The 25,008-nt window shown below is 34.9% G+C and carries 12 protein-coding genes; 7 read left to right on the forward strand and 5 right to left on the reverse strand.

Annotated elements, in window-relative coordinates:
- Positions 1–87 precede the first annotated feature (87 nt).
- From D2K60_RS03670 to putP, 4 genes are all read right to left on the reverse strand, one after another.
- Entirely contained in the window at positions 88–3,072 is a 2,985-nt protein-coding gene (locus D2K60_RS03670) for an ATP-binding protein (RefSeq protein ID WP_162880687.1), read from the reverse strand.
- Between the two features lie 131 nt (positions 3,073–3,203).
- Positions 3,204–3,431, reverse strand: a complete 228-nt coding sequence (sda, locus tag D2K60_RS03675; RefSeq protein ID WP_240335228.1) for a sporulation histidine kinase inhibitor Sda — start codon at positions 3,429–3,431, stop codon at positions 3,204–3,206.
- Positions 3,432–4,235: 804 nt separating this feature from the next.
- Positions 4,236–4,520, reverse strand: a complete 285-nt coding sequence (locus tag D2K60_RS03680; RefSeq protein WP_117168627.1) for a DUF3219 family protein — start codon at positions 4,518–4,520, stop codon at positions 4,236–4,238.
- A 142-nt stretch (positions 4,521–4,662) separates the two neighbouring features.
- Entirely contained in the window at positions 4,663–6,183 is a 1,521-nt protein-coding gene (gene putP / locus D2K60_RS03685) for a sodium/proline symporter PutP (protein ID WP_117168628.1), read from the reverse strand.
- Between the two features lie 422 nt (positions 6,184–6,605).
- On the opposite strand from putP, the gene D2K60_RS03690 reads away from it, so the two are divergent.
- Entirely contained in the window at positions 6,606–9,560 is a 2,955-nt protein-coding gene (locus D2K60_RS03690) for an EAL domain-containing protein (protein ID WP_275896240.1), read from the forward strand.
- A gap of 603 nt (positions 9,561–10,163) precedes the next feature.
- Positions 10,164–11,711 (forward strand): BCCT family transporter, encoded by a 1,548-nt coding sequence (locus D2K60_RS03695; protein WP_117168630.1) that lies wholly within the window; start codon positions 10,164–10,166, stop codon positions 11,709–11,711.
- 107 nt (positions 11,712–11,818) lie between these two features.
- On the opposite strand, the gene D2K60_RS03700 is transcribed toward D2K60_RS03695, so the two are convergent.
- Positions 11,819–14,047 (reverse strand): alpha-galactosidase, encoded by a 2,229-nt coding sequence (locus D2K60_RS03700; protein WP_117168631.1) that lies wholly within the window; start codon positions 14,045–14,047, stop codon positions 11,819–11,821.
- Positions 14,048–14,442: 395 nt separating this feature from the next.
- Between D2K60_RS03700 and D2K60_RS03705 the strand changes: the two genes are divergently transcribed.
- The 5 genes from D2K60_RS03705 to D2K60_RS03725 all read left to right on the forward strand — a co-directional run bounded on the left by D2K60_RS03705 (position 14,443) and on the right by D2K60_RS03725 (position 25,001).
- Entirely contained in the window at positions 14,443–16,239 is a 1,797-nt protein-coding gene (locus D2K60_RS03705; protein ID WP_117168632.1) for an ABC transporter ATP-binding protein, read from the forward strand.
- A 223-nt stretch (positions 16,240–16,462) separates the two neighbouring features.
- Entirely contained in the window at positions 16,463–18,289 is a 1,827-nt protein-coding gene (locus tag D2K60_RS03710) for a methyl-accepting chemotaxis protein (protein WP_117168633.1), read from the forward strand.
- A 338-nt stretch (positions 18,290–18,627) separates the two neighbouring features.
- On the forward strand, positions 18,628–22,509 hold the full coding sequence (locus D2K60_RS03715; protein ID WP_117168634.1) for a glycosyl hydrolase: 3,882 nt from the start codon (positions 18,628–18,630) through the stop codon (positions 22,507–22,509).
- 138 nt (positions 22,510–22,647) lie between these two features.
- Complete coding sequence (locus D2K60_RS03720) at positions 22,648–23,820, forward strand: AGE family epimerase/isomerase (RefSeq protein WP_420818803.1); 1,173 nt, start codon at positions 22,648–22,650, stop codon at positions 23,818–23,820.
- Complete coding sequence (locus tag D2K60_RS03725; RefSeq protein WP_117168635.1) at positions 23,820–25,001, forward strand: glycoside hydrolase family 130 protein; 1,182 nt, start codon at positions 23,820–23,822, stop codon at positions 24,999–25,001. The genes D2K60_RS03720 and D2K60_RS03725 overlap by 1 nt, the downstream gene beginning before the upstream one ends.
- The last annotated feature ends 7 nt before the right edge of the window (positions 25,002–25,008 follow it).

Raw genomic sequence — 25,008 nt, forward strand, 5'->3', positions numbered from 1 at the left:
ATTACTAGTAGTTAAAAAGGGATAATCTGATATTATAATTATCTTTTTAAAAACCAGTAGACCTCATGAATAGGTCTACTGGTTTAACTAATCTTCCATATCAATATCTAATACATCATGAATCGATTTAATAAAGTTATTTACATCAATTGGTTTTGTCATATAATCAATAAATCCAGCATGCCTTGCTTTTTCTAAATCACTAGACATTGCATTTGCGCTGATAGCGATAACAGGAGTTTCTTTTGTTAACGTCTTATTCTTTAATTCAGTTAATACCTGGTAACCATCCATATCTGGTAAGTGGATGTCGAGTAATATTAAATCTGGTACAATCGTTTCTGCTAAGTCTAATCCTTTTTTACCGTCAGTCGCGAAAAAAAATTCTGTGTAAGGAAACTTTACGAGAATACTATCGACGAGACGAACGTTAGCCAGGTTATCTTCTATATAAAGGATGCGATGCATGGAGGCATGTTTATCATTATCATATGAACTCAAACCAACCAAATCGTCTATTTGTTCATAGTCATCTTTGTTATGTGTATGAATGGGCAAATCGATCCAGAAAGTCGCTCCCTGACCTTTCTCACTATTAACGTGAATCGTCCCATTTAAGAGCTCGACTAATTGCTTAGCGACAGATAAACCAATACCTGTACCTTCAATATATTTATTGTCTTCATTTAATCTTAAGAATGGTTCGAAAATATAGGCTATTTCAGCGTCACTAATACCTATTCCTGTATCTGTAATACTTATTTCTATGTGCTCATCTTTTTGCTTGAAATCAATGAAAACAAAGCCATTTTCTTTATTATATTTAATCGCATTCGTTATTAAATTTAATAATATTTGCTTTAATCGAGTCCGATCAGCTTTGACAAATAGTGAGTTATCATTTTGCGTATTGTTTACAATCGTAATATTTTGTTTTGCCGCAATTGGTGTTGTAATGCCGATGACATCTTGTAGGATCGATGTAATATTAATAGGCTCCATTGAAATAGATAACTTGCCTGATTCAATTTTTGCTAAATCGAGTATGTCGTTTATTAAAGTCAATAAATGGTTTCCAGCATTTAAGATATCACTAACATTCTCTTGTTGATCAGCTGTTAATGGCTCATTATCGTCTAATTCTAAAAGCTGACTAAAGCCAATAATAGCGTTTAATGGTGTTCGAAGCTCATGACTCATACTTGATAAGAACTCAGATTTAGCCAAATTCGCTCGTTCGGCTTGTTCTTTCGCATTTATGAGTGATTTTTCCAATGTTTTAATTTCAGTAATATCACGTGCAGACAATGATACAGACTCAAAATTATTTTGTGCATCAACAATAATTGGCGACATTCTGCCTTGTAACCAAGTGCCACCTTCGCCTTTAGATGTTGGGACGAATAATTCTAATACAGTAGATTTACCTGTATTGAAGACATCTTCTAAGTTAATAGTGAACATCTCGAGATCATCCCCAGATAAAATAGCAGAAACAGATAGTCCAATTAATTGTTCTTTTGGTAAAAATAACTTTGATTCATCATTTAACCACACGTTTAGAAACGTACCTTGCTCATCTAATATAAAAATAACATCCTCAATCGAATTCACTAGAGAACGTAAATCGGATTCGCTTTGTCTTAACTCTGTCTCAGCTACTAGTAAAGCAGCATTCTTAAGACCTAATTGATCTCCCATTTCAACAATTGCATCAGAAGTCTCTTGTATTTCTAAAATTTTGATAGCTGGTGTAGGTTGATAGTAATTTCCTTTTCCGATTTCCTTTGCCATCGAGTTAATCTGAATAAGTGGTGAATGAATGGTACTACTCATCTTATTAGATTGTTTGTAAATGTATAAAAAGAATAGAAGGTAAAACAGGACCAATCCAGCAAACATAAATATACCCACATGCGCTAAATCCACACTTAATTGATCGAAGGAGGCAAATACATTTGTTTCGGGTACGAATACGAGTAGACTCCAATCCGTATTCTCAATAGATGTCCAAGATACAAAGTGTTGTTTATTCGCTAATAGTAAGGAGGTAGTACCTGTTTCGTTCTTATTCATTTCTGTTGTTAATTGATCCATTTCTGTTTGATTATGTATATTGAAATTTTCTGGTTTAAAAGTATCCTTCTCAATAGCTTCTTGATAGGTATGATCCTTCAGTTCAACAATATTAAACGTTTTTTCTGCTTGTTCAGGCATCGCTAAGATCATTCCGTCATCGCTGACTAAAATGCCATAACCATCCCAAGGTAACTGTAAATCTAATACCTGGTCGACGATAGTATTAAGGCTTATATCGATCCCCACAACAGCCTCCAAATCGGTATCGTTATATACAGGTGCAATAGCAGATGTCATCCACTCGTTACCTGCGGGATCTAAATAGGCGTCGGTCCATACTAAATCTTCTTCAGGGTTATTCTTTTTGTCTGCTTCATAGTAAAAATTATAAGAAGGAATGTCCATTAATGGAGGGTACTGATCAATGACATTAAAATAAGGATAAATGACATTTAATGAATCATAGGTGTTTATATAAATGGCATTTGCAAGTGGTTGAGAATGATAGATATCTTCCATCACGTCCTCAACCGCTAAAAGTTTATGTACTTTTAGTGCCTCTTTTTCACCAATAGGAACCATACCGCTATAGTAAACAGCAGCACCATCTTGGTTGGAATTTGTCTCTGTGTAGAGGGCGCCATCTGCAGTAGTTTGAAGGCGGGTTTCATTCTCGGGTTTTATTACAACAGCAGCATCTGTTTGTTGAAAAGCTCTTTTGACCTGCTGTCTGTATAGTTCAGTTGCATTTGCAACACCATTCAATTGATTTTGGATTGAGGTGGCTTCATATTGTGCATATTCTTGAACTTCTTCTTGTGTTTCCAATTCAAAATAATCACGTGTTTCACTATAGGCATAACCATTCACAAAAAAATATATCCCGATAAACGCTAATTCTACTAATACTAGAGGAATTAGTGCAATTTTTAAAAAGGTTTTTAAGATCCATTTAGATAATGGTTTACCATTACCTTTTTCATTATTAATCACACGATCACCATCCATTAGAATAGAAGCTAAAAACAGTTTTAATTAGTTTTCTAAATCCAGTATACTAGATTTTAATGAAAAACAGGCCTATATTTAAAAAGAATTAATAGGTAAATAAAACTATTCATTGCTTAACTAACTTGATAGTTACCGTGCTCTCCTTTTTTAATTTCAGTATAGTAATCATTATAGAAACAAGTTGGTTTTTGCATCAGTTGTGATGAAGATAACCCTCTCTTATCAATTTCTGTTTTTAGTAGTGAGATAAATTCAATGGAGCATTTGGCGCTATAAGACTTTTGATAAGCCTCTATTAAAAGTTCATTACTTAGTTGTGTGATTGGATTAGGATATGTCATGTGTATTTCCCCTTTTCTTACTAGAACAAGAATATGTGCTAACTAGTTGTGTGATAACTCTATAATAGGTCAAATTCCCCTGTTAATAAAACTTTTTCGAGCGGATATTTGAACCATCTATGCAGAAATATGTCTTATAGAGACGAGAATTACGACTGAATATGTCGATACAGCCAAGAACTTATCAAATTGTGACTGATTTTTCGTTAAAAAAGTAAAGAAGGTTAGTTGATAAGAAGGACTAGTAAAAAGGTAGGCTTTTTAAATACACTAAACTTTCCACCGTTTTTGGATTTGTCCTGATATTAGAAAGAATTAAATGAATTTATCTTAAGTCTGAATAATCATCAACTACGAAATAATTTAACGGCTTATCACGGTCTAAAAATCCACTACGCTTTCCGCAGGCACGTCTTCAGCTAACTTGGAAGAAAGACACTTCCAAGTGGATCTTCAGATCGCGCTGTTCCTGCAGGAGTCGTAGTGGATTTTCTTCGCTAGTCGGTAATATGTTTATTGATGAAGTTGTAATATCAACAATAACAGTTCTTTTCGGACTTTAAGTTCTTTCTAGCGAAGGAAGCAAATGGATGACACTCCTGTGGGAACAGCACAAGTTGAAGATCCACTCGGAAAGCGACTTTTGCTTATCCGAGTTAGCAGAGACTGTGCCCACGGAAAGGGAATCCATTTGCTGACGTAGCGGGTAAGAAAGTTCCACTATGTCGCAGTTTCTATCCATTGTGACGTTTAAAAAGTACCGATATACAAAAAACATTAAAGCAGATCACTTTGTTGGTATGATTATTTAACTTCAATTAAAGTTAAATAAAAATCTCCAATGTTGCCTTTTTCATATAAGTTGGTTATTGAAGTAGAATAGTTGTGGATTGTTCCTTTAAAGGTTATCTTTTTTTCTGGAACGCTCACATCGAAGTTACCTTTATATAGCAATGTGGTAATTTCATGGTATTCTTCATGGCTTACCTTAAAATGAACACTTATTTTAAGTCGGCCTTTTTCTGTTGTTTCTTGCTGATAATCAACTAAAGTAATTGATCTGTTGTCTAAGATAAGTTCGTTAATCAAAGAATCATTCCCTTTTGTTTAATTTGAATGTACCCCTATTCTACACATATTTTATCTTTAACCCTAACAATACAAGTTTAAAACACAAAAAAAGCGCCCTTCCCAATTAGTGAGAAGAACGCTTTTGTATTCGTATAGGAATTTATAATTTACTAACCGTTTCATCAAACTCTGCTTCTATTTCAGATGATGGCTTATCACCAAGAAGACTTACGACTACCGCAACAATTAAGTTTAGTAGGAATGCAGGTACAATTTCATATAGCTCGAATATTCCTCCAGAAAGGAAGTCTCCCCATATAATAACGGTTAGAGCACCAACGATAATACCTGCTAATGCTCCATTTCGAGTAATCCCTTTCCAAAATAATGCAAGAATAAGGATTGGACCAAATGCACCACCAAAACCAGCCCAAGCATAACTAACGAGATCTAATACGGAACTTTCTGGATTAGTTGCTAGCAGTGTTGCAATTAATGCAATAACAGCAACTGCAATACGACCGATCCATACAAGTTCCTTTTGAGACGCATCTTTACGCAAAATTGCTTTATAGAAATCTTCGGCAACAGCAGAAGAAGAAACAAGTAATTGCGAATCAATTGTACTCATAATGGCAGATAAAATAGCTGCTAATAAAATTCCAGCGATAATTGGATCAAATAAAATTTGTGAAAAGGCAATAAATATCTTTTCAGGGTCAGCTAACATTTGGATGCCAGCTTCATTTGTAGCAACTTTAATACCAAATTCAGATAGGACACCAACGTCTTGTGTACTTATAAAGGCAAGACCGGCAAGACCAACAAAGACTGCTCCATATAAACCAAGAACCATCCAAGTGATTCCGATAAAACGAGCCTTTGGTACATCTTTAGCAGAACGTAAAGCCATAAAACGAGTCAGGATATGTGGTTGCCCGAAGTATCCAAGCCCCCACGCTAGAGATGAAATGATGCTCATTACACCGACACCTGCAACCATGTTTATATGACTAGGTGAAATATTACCTACTGCATCTATCGTAGCATCCCAACCACCTATGATAAAAATTGCTCGGATTGGAACAACAATAAGTGCAATGAACATAAGAATACCTTGGATAAAGTCCGTCCAACTTACTGCTAAGAAACCACCTAAGAATGTATAGGATACGATAACTAATGCACCGATCCATAGTGCTTGATCATACGTTAAACCAAATGAAGCTTCAAATAGTTTTGCACCACCAACCATACCGGATGAAGTATAAAAAGTGAAGAACAACAAAATAACGAGTGCAGATATGATACGTAATAAATGCGATGTATCGCGGAATCGATTTTCTAGAAAATCGGGAATTGTAATGGAATTACTGGAAACTTCCGTGTAGACACGTAAACGTTTAGCAATGAATTGCCAGTTTAAATAGGCACCAATAGCAAGCCCTACTGCAATCCAAGCTTCTCCTAAACCTGAAGCGTAAATCGCGCCTGGTAATCCAAGTATTAGCCAACTACTCATATCTGACGCACCAGCACTTATTGCTGCAACACCAGGACCTAAACTTCTTCCACCAAGCACGTAGTCTGATAAATTATTTGTTAAGCGATAGGATATAACACCTATAAGTAGCATACCGAGTAAATAAATGATGAATGTTATTAATGTAACTGTTGACATGTTTTACTTTTCCCCCCTCTCTGTAAATAAAGATATAGTTGATAAAATAATTAATAATGGCATTGGTACAAATAACCAAAACCATGTCGCACCACTTAGTGCAAAATCCTCCATGAGATAGCCTCCTTTTTTTTTATTTTATTCGCAATGCTTTTGATTACGTAAAATAAAAAACATGAGTTAATAGCATAACGTAAATAGAAAGAACATTCAAATATTTGTGAATATATTCACAAAAAATAGTGTGGCAATATGTATCTGATCGTGTTTCATTCAAGTAGGAGTTGGTACTGGTTGTTAATTGGTGGTTAAATGGTATAATATACTTATTATATATTGCACTGTATTCTCAGATGCATCTTAAAATGAAAGCGTTATACAATATTTAGATTGAGGGTGATCCTATCAAGAAACAAAGGATTATAGGTGTTTTAACACCCATTCTAGATGGATTCTATTATGGTAATTTACTAACGGGTATCTCAAACAAAGCACAAGCATATAATGCAAAAGTTGTCGTCTTTGGTACCTCTGCTAGTTTTTATACAAATATGTATGCTTCTGATTATGTTGATGGATGGATTGTTATTATGGATGCTGTTGATGATTCCTTTATTACTAAACTTCGGCAACAAGGAAAACCAATAGTTGGGATTAACACCTTATTGGAATGTGATTATGTCGTTTCAATTGATAATGAAGCAATGATGGAGAGTAGTATTAGCCATTTAGTTAAACATGGACACAATCGTATTGCATATGTAGGCGATGCATATTTTCATGATGGGAAACAACGTTTTGATAGCTATATTCAGGCATTGAAAATCAATAACATACCTTTTAAGGATGATTGTTTTTACAATACATTGGAATCAAGTATACACGATATTGCTAAAGATATGGTTGAAAACAAGTTGCCGTTTACTGCAATTGTTTGTGTAAATGATTTTACTGCAATGGAATTAATCTATCATTTTAAAGCATACGGCTTAAGCATTCCTGCTGATCTTGCAATAATAGGTTTCGATGATATTCCAGCAGCAAAAACGAATCATCCATCTTTGTCGACCATTCATTTGCCGGTACAAGAAATAGCTGAGCAAGCGGCAGTTATTATGTTTGATATATTAAATGGAGATAACACGGCTAAACTAGCTACTACTATAAATACATTTCCTATATTTAGGTCCAGCTGTGGCTGTGAAGTAGTTCAATTAATGGATGAAAACGGTAACCTTACAGACACAATTGAATACTTAAACAAGATGGTATCACGTAATTTTAACCTCGGTCAATTAATGCAATCATACAATTATAAAGAAGTTATGGAAATGAACTGGTTACGTCATACACCAATTGAAAGAGGATTATTAGGCCTATGGGATGAGAATAACAAGAGTGAATTAAAAGTAAATCAGTTTATCATTGAACAGGCTGAAAAAGAAGCTATTATTCAAAGTGAAAACTGTAATCCAACGCAATTTCCATCAAGAGAAGTAATCTGTAATGAGGTATTTATGCAAGGGGAAAACGTTATGATCGTTATTCCTATCATACAAGACGGTATAGAACTTGGTGTTTTTTCCTTTGTAGGTTTAAAAGACATTAACACCCAGTTAATTTCATTAAACACAACGTATCAGTTAGCAAATTTTTTCGCATCAGCACTTTATCGATCTGAGATGAATAAAGAGCTTAAGTCTTATTCTAATCAGTTAGAACTTATCTCAACTATTATGTATGATGGCATTTGGGAGTTTGACTTTGGTACGAAAAAAATGATAAGTCGTGGCGGTATTAATGAAATGCTCGGTTATGGAATAGGTTATGTCGAAATGGAATTTATTAACATGATGGAATTAATTCATCCCAAAGATCAATTGAAAGTGAAGCGATCTTTTCGCAGGAATATGAAATATAACACCCCTTTTGAAGTAGAGTGTAAGATGCGTAGTCATGATGGTGATTATGTTTGGATGTACATTACGGGTCAAGTACAACGTAATGCGTATGGACATTTATCAAAAGCAATTGGTTCAATCATGGATATTTCAGAGCGAAAAATTGCAGAAGAACGTATAAATGAATTAGCATACAAAGATACATTAACTGGTCTGTCTAATCGACGATATTTTGAGGAAGAGTTAAGCAATATGTTAGTGAAAGCTAAAAAAGATGGAAGTATGTTAGCTTTAATACTATTTGATCTTGATCGTTTTAAAATAGTCAATGATAGTTACGGTCATCAAGCAGGTGATAGACTTCTTCAGTATGTAGCAAAAAGGTTACGATTAATTGCCAATGATGATTATCTAATAGCTAGGTTAGGTGGTGATGAATTTGTAATTGCAATGCCGGACGTATTTCATATAGAGGAAGCTTATAACTTTGGAACACATATTGTAACAGCGATAAACCAACCTTTCATCGATCAAGAAAGAGAATATCACATTTCTAGTAGCGTTGGGCTAAGTATCTATCCCGATACGGCTTTAGGTGCGGAAGCGATGATATTACAAGCGGACATGGCGATGTATACAGCAAAATCGCAAGGAAGGAATCGTATTCAAGTATTTAGTGATGTGATTAATTTCCATAATGCTGATCGTATCAGCTTAGAAAAGAATCTTCGAAAAGCTTTAGAATACGACGAATTCAGATTACACTATCAACCTGTATATGCAATGGATACGGAAGAAATAGTGGGTGTTGAAGCGTTACTAAGGTGGGAATCACCTGTCTTGGGCATGGTGAAACCACTTGATTTCATACCATTAGCAGAAGAAACGGGCTTAATTGTCTCAATTGGAGAATGGGTACTTAAGCAAGCATGTCTTTTAAATAGACGTCTGGAAGTCTTAGGTTCTTCTATTAAAATGTTTGTTAATATTTCATCAAGCCAATTAACCCACCCTGATTTTGTCGATCTTGTTAAAAATATATTGGAAGAAACGGATTGTCCCCCGGATCAATTATGTTTAGAAGTGACAGAAAGTATAATGATTGAAGATATAGACTTTAGTGTAAGAATTCTCAAAGAATTAATAAAACTGGGTATTGGTATTTCCTTGGATGACTTTGGTACAGGCTATTCTTCGTTATCTATATTGAAATATTTACCGATTCAAACGCTGAAAATTGATAAATCATTTATTGATGATCTTTCATCGGATAGTAAAAACAGTTATATTATAAAGGCAATTATCGATATGTCACACAGTATGTCTTTAGAGGTTGTTGTAGAAGGTGTAGAAACACTTGATCAATTGCAAATCTTAAAGCGTTTAAATGTTGATTATATACAAGGATTTTATATGAGTAGACCATTAACTGTTAATAAAATGATCCAGTTGTTATACCATAAGGCCTTACAGTAAATCCCTTCAATATGAAAGGGATTTTTTATTTATATATTCTTATTCATGTTTTGACGTATAGCAGTTATATTGCGTGACACTATTAAAAAAAGCCTACTTTCTAAAATTGACGTTTATTACGAAATATCCATAGACTCTGTCGTAACTGCCATGTTGATTTCTGCTTCAGGCAGTCCCTTTCCGCGGGCAAGAGTCTTTCTTACGACAGAGTTTCTCTCAAGTGCTTAAGAAGTAACGCACTTGCGAAAGAACCCCGAGTCAACTTCAACTTTGGATTGTGAGACTTCCTAGTTATACCAACCATAATTATAATCAATTAGTGAGAAATTTGACGTTTCTGTGTCGAAAATATATAATAAATCCTTGCGCGTCTTTTAATGAAGTTAGTTATTAACTACAACAGACGTAAAAAACGACATAAATGTATAGTAAGCAAGCGGATTGTTTTCGAACCTAACGTAATTATTCAATTAAAAATTTGGTGGATACTGAGCATTAATATTTTGTTACTAATCATTATTTGAATAATTTACATCGATTTGTCCTACAATACATAGAGAAAAAAGTTATTGGCACTTGCTTCTAAAAACTAGGAGGAAAAGAGTGAATAAAAACGAAAGTAAAACATCGACGGATAAAACCGTATTTATTATTAGTGGAGGGCTATTGCTCTTATTTGTAGTATTAGCAATGATTGATTTAAGTATGGTAGAAGAGGGGATTAACACTGCATTTGCTTTTTCAGCTAAATACTTTGGTGCTTATTGGGAGCTATTATTACTAGCTAATTTCGTGATTGGTCTAATTTTAGCATTCACAAAGTATGGTAAAGTTCGATTGGGTAAAAAGTCTAAACCAGACAATGGTTATTATCGTTGGATCGCAATGATACTGTGTACACTACTTGCTAGTGGTGGTGTTTTCTGGGCGGCATCAGAACCAATGATGCACTTTATATCTAATCCACCATTGTTTGATGATAATTCTTCTACTATTGCTGGTGTTGCACCAGCTTTAGCACAGAGTTTCTTTCATTGGGGATTTCTAGCTTGGGCAATTCTTGGAACGTTGGCTACGATTGTATTAATGTATGTACATTATCACAAAGGTTATCCAATGAAACCAAGAGGGATGCTATACCCGCTATTTGGTGAAAAAATATTCAATAAAAATAGTATCGCAGGAAATGCTGCAGATATTATTTCAATTGTGGCTGTTGCTGCAGGTACTATGGGACCAATTGGTTTTCTAGGATTGCAGTTGGGCTATGGTTTACATTCTTTATTTGATATTCCAAATACACTAGTTACGAATATTATTATTGTTAGTGTACTTATTGTTATTGCTGCAATTTCAGTTGCTACTGGTGTTGACAGAGGTATTCAATTCTTAAGTCGAATGAATGTTGGTTTAGTTGTATTTTTAGCATTTTGTGTGCTTATTCTTGGACCAACATTGTTTATTATTAATATGTTTGTTTCAGCTGAAGGATTTCATATCCAAAACATGCTAACTATGGCTCTTTATCAAGGTGATCAAGGTTGGTTAGGCGGATGGACGATCTTCTTCTGGGGTTGGTTCTTAGGATATGGGCCTATGATGGCAATCTTTATTGCTAGAATATCACGTGGAAGAACCATTCGTGAACTTATTATTGCTGTTTCTATTATAGCGCCACTCGTAACTAACTTTTGGTTTACAGTTGTTGGTGGAACAGGAATTAAAGCTGAATTAGATGTCCCAGGTTCCATTTCTGGACCACTGGCTGAAGGCGGAATGCCAGCAGTAGTAATGGCGATTATGGATTCATTGCCATTAGGGTTCTTTTTAGCAATAGGATTCTTACTTGTTACATTAGTGTTTGTTGCTACAACAGTGGATTCAATTTCTTATACAGTTGCGGTATCCTTAACTGGTAGCGATCATCCAAGTAGACTTATTCGCGTATTCTGGGTATTGATCTTCGGATTAATGTCCATTATGTTACTTGCGATTGGAGAGAATAGTGTATCTGCTATTCAAAACTCGATTGTTGTCACCGCAGTCCCTGTATCAATCATTATGTTACCAACGCTTTGGGGTGCTGTACAGGCGGCTCGGGTATTAGCGGTTGAACAGAACATTATACCGTCTACTAAAAGCAAAAAATAATATACTATGTCTTACTCTCTAATTGTGCCAAGTTCAGTGCATATAATTAGGGAGTTTTTTTTTATTTAAAAAAGAATCGGTATAATAACCCGATTCTTTAACTTCAATTAAACTTCTTTTAACACGAAAATTTTACTAGAATAGTCACTTGGGTGTTCTTTTGACCAATATTCAGCTGCGCGATCTGTATAATTTCCAGCAAGAATAATGCCTACATGCATTAACTCATCACCATAATGTGTCGCAGATGTACCTTGAATTTTATATAGTTTTGTGGGATCTAATCCAATTAGCTTTACCCGATTATATTGTTCGTTGGGTCTTGCTAGTACTTTATAATAACCAACAATTGCCTCGGTCTTATTCTCTGAAACAATAATCCATGATGTTTCATTAGATTCAAATGGACTTAGCATTCGATAGAATTTACCACTCCGGATTAGTCTTCTTTTTTCCTTAAAGAAAGCAACTTGCTCTTTTACTTTGTTTTTTTCCTCATCAGATAATTTTGTGATATCAAGTTCATAACCGAAAGTACCGAAAAAAGCTACATTCGCGCGTGTATCAAACGAAGCCATCCGACCGACTTGATGGTTAGGAATAGCAGATACATGACTTCCAATTGCGCTTAAGGGATAAACCATCGAAGTGCCATATTGAATCTTTAGTCTTTCTACTGCATCCGTGTTATCACTCGTCCATGTTTGAGGCGCATAATATAACATACCTGGATCAAAACGAGCACCACCACCTGCACAAGATTCAAATAATATTTCTGGATATTTATTTATCAATCGATCAAACAGATTATATACACCTAGAATATAACGGTGGAATACTTCACCTTGTTGATCACTGTTTAGTGTAGCAGAATAAGCTTCCGTAATGTAACGATTCATGTCCCATTTGATATAGGATATTTTTGACTTGCAAATGACTTCGTCCATTAGTTTGAAGATGTGATCAACTACTTCTGTTCTAGAAAAGTCTAGAACAAATTGATTTCTACCATGTGATGCTTGACGGTTAGGCGTTGAAATAATCCAGTCTGGATGTTCTTTAAAAAGTTTTGTTCCTTTACTGACCATCTCTGGCTCAAACCAAAGACCGAATTTCATTCCTAATGACTCAACTTTCTTAGACAGCCCAGAAATGCCGTTGGGAAGTTTGTCTGTGTTTTCAAACCAATCACCTAAAGATGTTGAATCGTCATGGCGCTCGCCAAACCATCCGTCATCAAGAACAAATAACTCAATGCCTAAGTCTTTTGCTGTCTCCGCTATGGTAAGTACTTTCTCTTCGTTAAAATCAAAATAGGTTGCCTCCCAGTTATTTATTAAAATTGGTCTTTCCTTATCACGCCAATATCCACGAGCTAAACGACTTCGATAAAGTTCATGAAACGTTTGGCTCATTCCGTTTAGTCCCTGATCAGAATAAACCATGACACACTCAGGTGTTTGGAAAGTCTCGCTTGGATGGAGTTTCCATTTAAACTGAAATGGGTTAATTCCCAACATTACACGTGTTACATTATAGGTATCAACTTCTACTTGGCCAAGAAAGTTGCCACTGTAAACTAAGCTGAATCCATAGACTTCACCACTATGATTTGTAGTATCAGCTCGCTTTAAAGCAAGAAAAGGGTTGTGTACATGGCTACTAGCGCCCCGCGTACTTGAGATAGATTGAATGCCTTTTGCTAACTTTTGTGTTTCTACGTGTCCTTCACGAGCCCACGCACCATATAAATGAACCATTTCATACTGATCATCAGGTAAGTCTACACTCGTACTCATCGCATTATTAATGAAAAATGCTTCTTCTCCCTCATTAACAAATCGAGTATTTCTAGCAATAACATTACGGTCTGTATAAATTGTGTAACATAGAATTATTTTGGCATTTAATACTGCATCGTGCAACGTAATTTCAAGTGTTTCTGCTTCATGCTCTTGTTCCACATATGTAGCTGGAAGAGCATTTAACGTAGGCTTTCCTTTTATAATTTGGTAACTATCATATTTGAAATTTGTAATATGACTCCCTTCGTTATTCGTAATCATATGAGCGGGATAGCGAAAGTCAGTCGTGCCGTAACTTGGGTATTCCTGTCTAATGTGTTCCAAGGAAGATGTATGATCGCCTTCAAACATATTACTAGAAGGCCGTATTTCACGTTCAATAAGGTGTTTATATGAATCACGGTGCTTCATACTTTTTCCGAAATACAGATGTTCAAGTTGTTTGCTCTTCTCTAATACTCTGAAAATGTAACTAATATTTTCATTAAATAAGTGAAATTCTTTAGCACTTTCATTTACTTTAATTGTCATGAGATTCACTCCTCTATAAATAGGCTTCATTTTAATAATAGCTATACTTTTTAAAAATGTAAACCTTTTCAAAGCAAAATGATTAAAGTGAATAAAGTTATCGATCACTTTTGAGATAGTTGCAGAAAAGTATGTCGTATTTGCGAAAGCCATAATAAGTAATAACTATGTACGTTGTTTATTGTTCATAAATAAGTATATCAATTTTTTAATTTGATTTTTATAAAAATGACTAGACATTTAGTATGTTTTATAGTTAATATATGTTTATCGATTAAGTAATTTAAGTTGAGAACTGTTACTTTTTAAAAGCCAAATTGAATAAGCTTTTCAAAACTTAAGGAAATATCACACATCGAGTAAGGTGACTACTTAGAGAGTTAGGGGGAGATAGTATGCCAGAAGATAAGGGTATATCTCTAGATTTTGAAAAACGCTTTGAAGAACAAGGTAAGATGAAAGGGAGGACATTCCGTACATTAAAAGTAATGTATCGTGGGCAATTTGTGAAATTATTTCTTTCTTTCATCTTTTTCCTGTTCAAACATTCACCGGTTTGGATTTTGCCGATTGTCACAGCAAATCTAATTAATTTTGCGAGTGAACCCGGTAAACAGGAAATGTCAGTATTATGGATTAATATAACGGTACTAACAGTAGTCGTTATTCAAAATTTACCTACCCAAATGCTACATATTGCTTTCTTAAGTAAAGCAATTCGTCATGTTGAGGCGGGATTAAGAAGTACATTAATCCGTAAGCTACAACATTTATCGATTTCGTACCATAGCGAATTACGCTCTGGTAAATTACAAGCTAAGGTGTTACGTGATGTGGAAATGATTGAGATTATGTCAAAGCAAACAATGATGGGGGTATTACCGGCAATAATGAATGTTATAGTCGCAATTGTGGTAACTGCAACCAGAAGCTGGACTGTTGTTTCATTTTTTATTGTCGCCATACCAATTTCAATTTTGATAGTCTACTTGTTTAGCGGAAAATTAAGCAGTCGAAATAGAGAATTTCGTCAAGAGGTAGAAGAAATGTCGGGTCAAGTAGCTGAAACTGTAGAGATGATTCCTGTTACAAGGGCGCATGGATTAGAACAAGTTGAAATTAGTAAAATGGATTCTATGCTTCAACTTGTTCGTGGTAAAGGTTATAAACTGGATATAACAGAAGCTTTTTTTGGTGCAAGTAACTGGGTTTCTTTTCAACTTTTTCAAGTGCTCTGTTTACTTTTCACTGTTTACTTAGCTTATCAAGGTTCAATTCCAATTGGTGATGTTGTATTATACCAAACATACTTCACTCAAATTTTAATGTCAATTTCAGGTGTAATCGGTATTTATCCACAATTAGCTAAAGGCTTTGAATCAATTCATTCTATTTCTGACATTCTTTTTGCTAAAGAGACACAAGAATATCAAGGAAAAACAAAAATCAAAGATTTTAAAGGTAAAGTTACGTTCGATAAAGTTGATTTTAGCTATCGCGATACAGACAATCATGTTTTAAATAATTTTAATTTAGATGTTAATCCTGGTGAATGCATTGCATTTGTTGGAGAGTCTGGTTCTGGTAAAACAACTATCTTAAATTTGATAACTGGTTTCTATCGACCAAAAAATGGCCAGATTCTTATTGATGATATATCAATGGATGACTTGAGTATGCGGGGATACAGGAAAAAAATAGCGGTAGTTCCGCAAAACACAATATTATTTTCAGGTTCAGTTCGAGATAATATTGCTTATGGTCTTGCTGAAGTAACGGAAGAACAGCTGGAAAAAGCGGTAGAAATGGCTAACTTAAAAGGTATCATTGACGAACTACCTGAAGGGCTAAATACGAAAATCGGGGAACACGGAGATCGGATGTCGGGTGGCCAAAGACAACGAATTTCTATTGCTAGAGCGTTTATTCGTAATCCTGAATTGATTATTCTGGATGAAGCAACTTCTGCTTTAGATAATATGTCAGAGAAACTAATACAAGATTCTATGAAGGAGTTAATAAAAGGTCGCACCACATTTATTGTTGCACACAGGTTATCAACAATTCGTGATGCTGATCGTATTGTGGTGATGAAAAATGGGGAGTGTGTAGAAATAGGTTCCTATATGGAGCTGTTAGAGAAAAAAGGTGAATTTTATTCTATGAAAGTTGCCTCAGAATCTGTGGAATAGTTGAGTCTATCAAACAGCGCACTCCCATTAGTGCATTCCTTTAATAGTTCAGATAGTAATCGAAGTAAGTTTTGAACCAGGTGGAGAATATTCTTCACCTGGTTTTTTAATTAATTGTCACATTAACTTAAAAATATCTTTATTTTAGGTTAACGATAAGTTAATATAAAAGAAACGGAAAATAGTTAGCGCTTTCAAAAAATAAAGAAGAGAGAGAAATAGTATGAAAAGCAAACGAAATAACATAAAGATTGCAGAAATAATAAAGACTATCAAGAAAATAAAAGTAAAGGTACCCAGAATAAACCGAAGAAAAGGTATGGTGGCTTTATTCTTTAATCGTCTTAAGATTGGTAGAAAATATAGTGTGGTATTTGTCTTTATTCTATTTTTATTTTTAATATCTTCCGTATTTACTGGTTATGCAATGAAAAATCTAATGAATTCCGCTGAAAAAGTAGAGAAAAAAAGCGAGAGTTCTATTGAAATAGTGGAAATGGCATCTGTATTTAAACAAAAGTATATTATTATAACCGACATATTAACAGAGCAACACCCGACAACTACAGCGGAAGATTATCAAGCGCAAGTGCAACTATTTAATGCATCTGCTGAAAATATCAAAGAACAACTTACCACTGCAGAAGAAAATGATATTTATAATAAGGTTATGAGCTACAGTGATCAAATGGATGAGTTGTTTACAAAAGATATTATTCCGACTACAGCGGAATTTAGAGAGAATAATCAACGCGTGGATATCTTCATACAAACTGATTTACACAACAAAGCGTCAGTGTTCCGTAATTATACGATTGACGAATTGAATACATTAAAAGAGTTAATGATGCAAGAGAGAAACGTTTTACAAACAGAGATGGAAAGGGAATCGAATACTAGTATTCTACTGATTGCATTAATTGTACTATTTGCTCTTGTAACATCTTCCATATTTCTAGTGATTGTAAGCCGTATGATTACAAAAAGGCTTTCAGCTACGGTAGAGTTTTGCAAACACTTAGCAAGTGGTAAATTAGTAGGAAACCGAGTAAATGAAGATGGTAAAGATGAAATAAGTGAAATTTCTAAAGCGATGAATGAAATGGCTGACCATCTCCAAGGCTCTATCACTCAATTGCTAAGTACGACTGAAGTAGTGACGCAGATGTCACAAACGTTAAAGGAAAATGCGGAAGTTACCACACATGCGAATGATCAAATTGCTATTACTATATCTGAAGTAGCGTCTGGTTCTGAGGAACAAGTTCGTAGTTCTCAACTAACGAATCAGACAATTCAAGCGACAACAGCAGAACTGTCTGACGTGACAACTCAAATCCAGGAAACGCTACAATTAACTTCTGATACGAAAGAGAAAATAGACAAGGGTTCTAATAATGTACAGGATTCAGTCAAACAAATGGCAGAAATTCAAATGAGCGTTGATAAAGTAGCGATTCTTATTAACTCACTTAATAAGAAGTCAACAAAAATAAGTTCGATTGTAGACCTAATTACTTCAATCTCTTCACAAACAAACTTATTGGCATTAAATGCAGCTATTGAAGCTGCGCGTGCAGGTGAACATGGAAAAGGATTTGCTGTAGTTGCAGATGAAGTTAGAAAGTTAGCTGTTCAAACCGCTGACGCAACTGAAAATATTCAATCTTTAATTGATACGTCTATTAAAGATACCAAAGAAGCTGTGCTAGTAATGATAAACAGTAAGAAAACTGTTGATGCAGGAGTAACTAAAGTCACTGAAGTAGGCGATATCTTTGGAGAGATATCACATTCTATTCAAACGTTAACAAACCATAATAATCATGTTGGAGAAACGATTCAACTGACAAATGTTAGGATTGGTGAACTGCTAGTTACTGCAGAAGATATAATTGGAGTTTCAGTAAGATCATCTGAAAGCATAGAACAGATTGCAGCTGCAACGGAACAACAAAATGCTTCGATGCAAGAATTGCTTGCCTCATCTCAAGAACTCTCTGAAATGGCCAACTCATTAGAAGAAGCGTTTGAAAAATTTGAAGTTTAATAAATCGAAAGAGTCTTAGAGAGCAAATTCTTCTTAAGGCTCTTTTTGTTACTTTAACGAGTAGTTAATAAAACCATAATTAAGGGTATTATTTTTGATTTTAACTTAATTCAACTTTTAATTACGGATTATAATCGTTATTATAAATGCATTTTACTTATTTTGTGTAATAAGTCATCGATTACTTTAAAAAACAAAACAAATTATTTACAACAACGTTATATAAACGTATACTTAATTAAGATAACGCTTACATGACGAGTGTTGATAGTAAATAGTAATTATCTAACGCTTAATGTGTGTTATTTTTTCGATTTTTAAATTAAAAGGAGGATATTATGAGAAAGAAGAAAAAGATTTTTGTAACTTTTGCAGCTTCTTTATTACTGTTTTCTGTTTGGCCAAAAGCATTTCAAGAAATATCTGTTTCTGCGGCAGTTGATACAGACATGAATCTAGTGGATTCAAATGCTACAGATTATACAAGAGGACTATTTGACTATCTTAGAGATAACAGCGGTGAGCAAATATTATTTGGTCAACAACATGCTACTGACGAGGGTCAAACATTAACTAACGCTGCACCTCGTACAGCTTCTGAACAATCAGAAGTTTATAATGCTATAGGTGACTATCCGGCAATATTTGGTTGGGATACAGGTAGTATCTATGGTCGAGAAAAACCGGGTGTTGTAGGTAACGTAGATCAAAGTATTGAGAATATAGCTTTATCTATGGAAAAGGCTCACGAGCTTGGTGGTATTGTGACATTAAGTATGCATCCACTCAATCCGGTTACTGGCGGGAATTATAATGACGTTAGTACAAATGTTGTGGAACACATTTTGCCAGGTGGTTCGCATAATGACGAGTTCAATGTTTGGTTAGACGATGTTGCAAAATTAGCAAAAACAGTTAAAGATGAAAGTGATCAACCGATTCCAATTATTTTCCGCCCATTCCACGAACAAGATGGTAGTTGGTTTTGGTGGGGTGCATCAATAACAACTGCGGAAGAATATAAAGCTATTTTTCGTTACACGGTTGAATATCTAAGAGATGTAAAAGATGTTAATAATATTCTTTATGGATATTCACCTGGTGGAGGTTATGGCGGTTCAGTCGAAAGGTATCTGAGAACGTATCCTGGAAATGAATACGTTGATATTTTTGGTATTGATAGTTATGACAGTAAAGATAATGCTGGATCAGATGGTTGGTTGAATGGTCTAGTTACAGATTTAGCTATGCTGCATGACCTTGCTTCAGATAGAGGTAAAATATTTGCTCTAACTGAGTATGGTTATAGTGCGCAGGGAATGAATGAAACTGGAAATACATTAGATTGGCACACTAAAGTACTTCATGCTATTAAATCAAATGAAAAGGCTAGCAAAGCTGCTTATATGCAAACGTGGGCTAACTTTGGCTGGCCGAACAATATGTATGTGCCATATAGGGATGTTAACGGTGATTTAGGTGGAGATCATGAGTTATTACCTGACTTTATTGATTTTAAGGGAGATACCTTTTCGGCATTCCGAGATGATGTTAAAGGGCAGGTCTATACTGCAGAGCACATTAATACTGGTGTCAGCAGTGAATCGTCACTTGTACATGTGGCATCACCTGTATCTGGATCGACAATTAAAACTTCTCAAACTACTGTTCGGGTGAGAGTGTTGCATGATACACCTAGTAAAGTGGTATATGTAGAAGAAGGGTCTACTACAGAAAATGAAATGACGCTTGATGAAAATAATTACTATTCTGCCGAATGGACACCTTCAGCAGCGGTTAATAATGGAGTCACACATCTTACTATAAAAGTGACAAAATCAGACGGAACCGTAGAAACGGAAGAACTAAAATTATTTGTGAAAGCATCAGAAATTCTTATTAAGAAATATACTTTTGATGAAAATATTGATGCTATAAAGCATAATGGGGTATATCCAGAGGGTGAAATAGAAGCTTTTGAACATGCTGATCTTGGTGGAGATGGTAAAGTTAAATTCCAAGTATCTGGTATGGATCCAACAGCGACATGGCAGGAATTGAAAATGGAGCTTGCTGACTTTACTGACGTTAACTTAGCTAAAGTTAATCGTGTAAACTTTGAAGTCTTACTTCCTGTAACTGTTGGTAGTGAAGGTGCGAGTGTAAGAGGAATTGTGCAACTTCCACCAGATTGGGACGTGAAGTTTGGACAAGAGTCTACTTTAACAAATATTTCGGACCTTGAAATGGTGACAATAGATGGTGAAGATTATAATACGTATCCAGTGTCAATTGATTTAACAGATACGCCATCATCTGAAGCGGCAACAAGTTTAGCAATATCTCTAGTTGGAAGTGGTTTAGATCTAACTGATGCTATATATATAGATAATATTGAATTAGTCAATACTTATATAGAAGCTACATCAGATCCTCTTTTAATTGATGACTTTGAAGGGTATCTTGGAGATAATGAATTGCTGAATAATGCATATTCGAACAATGGTGATCCTATAACGATCAGATTATCTGAAGATAACAAAAATAGTGGTGATTATGGATTAGAATATAACTATACGGTGGGATCTAATGGTTATGCAGGAAGAGGAACTTCCCTTGGTAATGTTGATTGGAGTGGTGCAAATGCATTCCAATTCTATATTAAAAATGAAGCGTTAACCAATCACTTAACCGTTCAAATACAAATGGATGGTGTGAGCTTTGAGTATAATTTGGATCTAGAAGAACAGGATGGTGTTTTTACGATTCCGTTTAGTGATTTTGCTCCAGCAGCTTGGGAAAATAAACCTAATGTTGTAATTGATAAAGCTAAACTTAAATCTGTAACACAGTTTGCGTTATATGCAGGTGGTGATGGAGATGCTGGTGTTGTTTACTTGGATGATATTAAAGCTGTAAATGATGATAATGCATCAGCTGTTCCAGAAGTGGATGAAACTAGTGAAGAACCTGACGGACAGCCTGAACGAGATCGTTTGTTGTACGATTTTGAAGAGGGTCTTGGAACTTGGGTGTTTGGTGAAAATGAGAACGGAGCTAGCGCACTTTCAATAGCTGAGGATGCTATTAATGGATCCAGCTTAACATCTACAATAGATCTAGAAGGTGGAAAGCTAAGTTTTCAAACATCAGAAATTACTGATTTATCAGGAGAAACGTATCTGAGTGCAAAAATTAAGTTATTAAATGGTACGTCTGATGTTAAATTATATATTCAATCTGGTGGTTGGGTTTGGAAAGATAGTGGAGCGATAGCGATTAATGATGAAGAAACACAAACAATAACTTGGGATTTAAGTAATATAGATAACTTAGATAATATTCAAGCCTTAGGTATAGAAGTTATACCAACAAGTGGTAGTGGAACTACTTCTATCTATGTTGATGATATCACATTAACTGATGGTACAGAAGAACCGGACGTGGAGGTGCCTGGAACAGAAAGTCCTGATGAGGAAGAACCAGAAATGGAACGTCCAGATGGAGAAGAACCGGATGCAGGAGAACCAGAAACAGAAAGTCCAACCATAGAAGAACCAACTGTTGTTGTTGATGAAGCATTTGATTTAGTTAAACATGAAAAGAATAAAGTCTATGTATATGAAAAAGATTCTAATTCTATTAAACTTACTAAAGCAACAATTGGGAAGTTAGCGGATGGTTACACTGTTGAATTATCAAATGGAATAACGAAAGCAAGGATCCCGACATCTCTATTTCCAAAAGGTAAATCTATTGTCTTTAATTTTGGAGAAGTATCAGAATTGATTGCTAGTAAAAACACGCATGCTTTAAGTGAATTAATTAATTTTACAATAACAGCAGATGGAGAAGAAATCACTGACTTTGGAGATAGCGTAGTTACATTAATCTTTACGGTTGATCCAGAGAAAGTGAATAACTGGGATAATCTAAGGGTTGTCTATATGGATCAAAATGGGGACCAGAAGGAATTTATTGTGCCAACTTTCAATGAAAAAACTGGAGAAGTGATTGCGAAGGTGGATCACTTTAGTGCCTATGGCGTTTTTGAAATAGAGAGTGAAAGTGAAACGACAAATGTAGATTCTGAAGCGGGTGAAAAATTACCTGATACGGCAACGAACCAATTTAATTGGCTCGTATCTGGCATAATCCTGTTACTTAGTAGTATTGCTAGCTTATTAGTGATAAAAAGAAAAAAATATTCAAATCGATAACAGAGTAGAGAGATCCTGTAGCAAAACAAGCTACAGGATCTTTTATATAATAATTAATTGACAAATAGTTATGGGATAAGTAAAATTAAGTTATCGATAAAGTAATTATCGTGTGTGGATAAGGAGGTTGTTGAAAGCGTGAATATATCAAGAATTGAAATAGAAAAACATTTAACGGAAAGCATCTTACCTTTTTGGATTAAGTTAAAAGATCAAGAAAATGGTGGGTTTTATGGTCAAATTGATTATAACTTAGCTATTGATAAAAAAGCTGACAAAGGTGGAATTGCTACAGCGAGGTTCCTTTGGACCTTTTCCGCAGCTTACAGAGTTACCAAAGATGAGAAATACTTAGAGTACGCAGATCATCTTTACGAGTTTTTAGTTGAGTCTGTTATTGATCACGAACATAAGGGCCTATACTGGTTAGTCGATTATCAAGGTAATCCCAAAGATGCACGAAAACATGTGTATACACAGTCTTTTGGTATATATGCACTTAGTGAATATTACCGAGCAACTAAAAATGAAGCTGCTCTAAAACTTGCAAATCAACTCTATCAACTTGTTGAAGAAAAAGGTTTTAATAAAAAGAATGATGCTTATATGGAAGAGTTTAATAGAGAGTGGGAAGAAATTCCTAATGAGATGTTAAGTGAAAATGGCGTTATAGCTAATATTACAATGAACACACATATTCATATTTTAGAAGCGTATACAAATCTTTATAAAGCAGATCCTTCTGAGAAACTAAAAGCAAGGTTGGAAAGTCTAATGAAAGTTCACTATGAAAAAATCTATAATAAGAAGACTAAATTCTTAGGTGTGTTTTTTAATGAGAATTGGGAAAGTATTCTTGATATTAAATCCTTCGGTCATGATATTGAAGCTAGTTGGTTGATGGATGAGACAATCAAGGTAATCGGTTTGGAAAACTTAGAATATCACCAAATGGTAAAGGATATTGCGTACAATATTGCAGATTATGCCGTGCAAGCGGATGGTTCATTAATCAATGAACAGGAAAAAGAACATACTGATTATACTAGAGTTTGGTGGGTTCAAGCGGAAGCAATGGTTGGTTATCTAAACGCCTTCGAACGCACAAATGATCCGAAGTTTGAAGTGTTGCTAGCTAATTTGTGGAAGTACATGAAAGAATACCTTATTGATCCTCGTGATGGTGGTGAATGGTTTTGGTCTGTTGATGATAATGGAAAACCATCTGAACGAAACATCGGTGAACCGTGGAAAACGTCTTATCACAATAGCAGATTTTGTCTAGAATATATGGAAAGGATGTCAAAATAATGATACATGAAAAATATTATGAATTATTGGAGCAACAAGAAAAGTTACTTTCAAGAAAAAACGAGGTAAATAAAGCGTTTTATAATGGTATTTATGATAGATATCAATATCCTGTTGTGACACGTCATCACGTGCCGCTTCATTGGAAATTTGATCTTAATAAAGATACCAATCCTCATTTTATGGAAAGACTAGGCATTAACGCAACTTTTAATGCTGGAGCTATTTATTTTAATGAAGAATATTATTTAGTAGTGCGAACAGAGGGATTAGATCGCAAATCATTTTTTTCCCTTGCGGTTAGTGATAATGGTGTGGATAATTTTCGCTTTATTGACACACCTATAACGTGGGATGACATTGATAAAGAAGAAACTAATATTTATGATATGCGTTTAGTTAAACATGAGGACGGTTGGATTTATGGTATTTACTGTTCTGAGAAACTAGATCCAGAAGCAGGTGAATTTGATACGTCAAGTGCTGTGGCGCAAGCTGGATTAGTGAGAACAAAAGATCTTATCGATTGGGAACGTTTGCCTAATATAGTTACGCCATCTCCGCAACAACGCAATGTTGTTTTACATCCAGAGTTTATTGATGGAAAGTATGGCTTTTATACTCGTCCACAAGATGGGTTCATTTCAACTGGATCTGGTGGGGGAATTGCTTTTGGCGTAACGAATGATATAACAAATCCTACCATTGAATTTGAAGAAATTATTCATGGTAAAAAATATCACACAATTTATGAAGTAAAAAATGGTCAAGGTCCTGCACCAATTAAAACAGATAAAGGCTGGATTCATATAGGGCATGGTGTTAGAAATACAGCCGCAGGATTACGGTATGTTCTTTATACTTTTGCGACAAGCTTAAAGAATCCTTCAGAAATCATAGCTTTACCAAGTGGTCATTTTATTGCTCCTTATGATAATGAAAGAGTTGGGGACGTGTCTAATGTTATTTTCTGTAATGGTGCTGTTGTAAATGAAACAAATGATGTATTCATTTATTACGCATCAAGTGACACACGTATGCATGTAGCTGTAACAACCGTAGATAAATTAATAGACTATACATTCAATACTCCTGAAGACACTTATCGATCACTAGAATCAGCAACACAACGAAAACAATTAGTTTTGCGTAATGAGACATTATTAAACGAAGAGAAATAGAAGGTGT

This window comes from Paraliobacillus sediminis (assembly GCF_003426055.1).